4 protein-coding genes are annotated in these 2,111 nt (G+C 67.7%); 2 read left to right on the top strand and 2 right to left on the bottom strand.

Translation table 11 applies throughout. The features are described from left to right. Together VN779_RS22880 and VN779_RS22885 are read left to right on the top strand one after the other, a co-directional pair. The coding region (locus VN779_RS22880; protein ID WP_325726732.1) for a phosphoribosyltransferase at window positions 1-547 on the top strand (547 nt) is incomplete at its 5' end. Between the two features lie 92 nt (window positions 548-639). Continuing rightward, on the top strand, window positions 640-1,011 hold the full coding sequence (locus tag VN779_RS22885) for a VOC family protein (RefSeq protein WP_325726734.1): 372 nt from the start codon (window positions 640-642) through the stop codon (window positions 1,009-1,011). A 219-nt stretch (window positions 1,012-1,230) separates the two neighbouring features. Here VN779_RS22885 and VN779_RS22890 read toward each other — a convergent pair whose 3' ends face one another. Then, window positions 1,231-1,812 carry a dihydrofolate reductase family protein gene (locus VN779_RS22890; RefSeq protein ID WP_325726736.1) on the bottom strand — a complete coding sequence of 194 codons (582 nt, stop codon included), beginning with the start codon at window positions 1,810-1,812 and terminating at the stop codon, window positions 1,231-1,233. Then, the coding region (locus VN779_RS22895; protein WP_325726738.1) for an SRPBCC domain-containing protein at window positions 1,812-2,111 on the bottom strand (300 nt) is incomplete at its 5' end. The genes VN779_RS22895 and VN779_RS22890, both read right to left, overlap by 1 nt.

Raw genomic sequence — 2,111 nt, forward strand, 5'->3', positions numbered from 1 at the left:
TGCCATGTCCGGTCTGGGCATCGAGGTGCACGGGAAGGTGCCGGCGACCGACCAGGCCGAGGCCGGCAGGGTGATCGCGCGGCTCACCGACCTCGGTTTCGGTTCCCGGCTGCGGCCGCTGCTCGCCGCCGAGGCCGCAGACGCTCCGGTACCGGACGACCTGGTCAAGGCATCCGTCCAGGTGCTCGCATCGTGGGATTGGGCGCAGCGTCCCGCCGCTGTCGTGCGCGTGGGCTCCGTACGGCGCTCGCGGTTGATTGCGGATCTGGCGTCCCGGCTGGCCGAACTTGGCCGCCTGACCGACCTTGGCCAGGTCACCCACGTCAGACCTTCGTCGACCGGTCGTACCAACAGTGCGCTACGCCTGCGCGAGGTGTGGAATGCGTACGAAATGCCAAGTGCGCTGGCCGCGGAGCTGACCGGGCAGCCAGTGCTCCTCGTCGACGACTTCATCGACACCGGCTGGACGTTCACCGTAGTAGCCCGGCTGCTGCGCTTGGCCGGCGCCGGCCAGGTTTACCCGTTCGCACTCGCGCTCGCCGCATGACATGGCGCCACACCGCGCACACCGTCCCACCGGTGCGGGCCGCAGCGTGAAGGCCGCAGCCATTAAGCAACCGCGGCGAGCACACTGACCGCATGGCTGTAAGGCTGCATCACGTCGTTGTCGATGCCCACGATCTGCCTGGCCTCGCACGCTTTTGGGCACAGGTGCTGGGCTGGCGAGTCCTGTCCGAGCGCGTGCGCGAGGTCGTCATCGGACCGGATGTAAGCGCGCCGATCGGCATGTGCTTCATGCCCGTACCGGAAACCAAGACGATCAAGAACCGGGTGCACCTCGACCTGACCACCGGCGCCGACGATCGGGACGCCGAGATCGAGCGGCTACTGCGGCTCGGCGCCCGCCGGGTCAACATCGGGCAGACCGGCGAGGAATCCTGGACCGTTCTCGCCGATCCGGAGGGAAACGAATTCTGCGTCGTGCGCCCGAAATCAACCCTCATCGACTGAGGCCGTTGGTGACTCGCCGGCCAAGCCTGAGTTGGTGAGGACCTCCACGACAAGGCCCTGAGGTCCCTCCCGGGAGAGCGGCCAAGATCGTAGCCCCAATGCTTGCGGTTCCTGACGCGAGAACGTCGAGGTTCTCACCGCGCTGCTGACCTCGGCGGGGACGCGCTGAGGTCGAGACAGTTACCGCTCCCGGACTGCGTAGGTCAGGTGGGTCACCCGCTACGTCGGCTCCGCACGTACCGGCTTCAGAGCCACCCGGCCGGCGTCCACGCCGTCGAACAGCCGGATTCCGGAGCCGAACAGCACGGGTGAGAGGGCGATCGAGAACTCGTCGATCAGGCCGGTGTTCATGTACTGCAGGATCGTTGCGGCGCCGCCCGCGATGCGGACGTCTCGGTCGCCGGCGGCCTCGCGGGCCTGGTCGAGCGCGGGCCCGATGCCGTCATCGACGAAGTGGAAGATGGTCCCGCCCGGCCGCTCCCAAGGGTCACGCTTCTCGTGCGTCAGGACGAAGACCGGCGTGTGGAACGGCGCCTCCTCCGGCCACGCCTGCTCGCCGGCGTCGAACATGCGCTTGCCCATCACGCTCGCGCCGGTGCGCGCGAACGTCTCCCGCACGATGTCGTTGTCGCGCCCTTCCTCGCCGCCCTCCCCGAGCTTCAAGTTCTCTCGGAAGAACCGCTGCGGGAATATCCACTGCTGAAGTTCCATCCACGCCTGCCCCATCAAGTCCTCGACGGACTCGGGCGCGATGAAGCCGTCGAGCGACATCGACACGCTGAAGAACACCTTCCCGGCCATCAGCGCTCCGCTCCCTTCGCAACGATCTCGGTGAGGTAGGCGGCCAGGTTGTTCAAGGTCTGCTGGCCGCCTTCGATCGCGTGGTACTTCTCGACCGCCTCGTCGCGCAGCTCCTTGGTGGGGAACACCGTGCGCATCTCGATCCGGGTCGCCGCACGGTCGCGCTCGAAGGTGAGGACCGACTCGAAGGCGTTCGGGTCGCCGCGGGACTCACCGTGCAGTAGCGCGATCCGCTCCGGCGGGGCGATCTCGGTCCAGCAGATCCACTCGGTGTAGTCCGTCCCGTCCGGTCCGTGCAT

It is taken from the genome of Actinocrinis sp., assembly GCF_035605935.1.
Lineage (GTDB): Bacteria > Actinomycetota > Actinomycetes > Streptomycetales > Catenulisporaceae > Actinocrinis.

Coding starts and splice junctions, on each gene's coding strand:
- VN779_RS22885 (WP_325726734.1), top strand. CDS start 640: ATGGCTGTAAGGCTGCATCACGTCGTTGTCGATGCCCACGATCTGCCT.
- VN779_RS22890 (WP_325726736.1), bottom strand. CDS start 1,812: ATGGCCGGGAAGGTGTTCTTCAGCGTGTCGATGTCGCTCGACGGCTTC.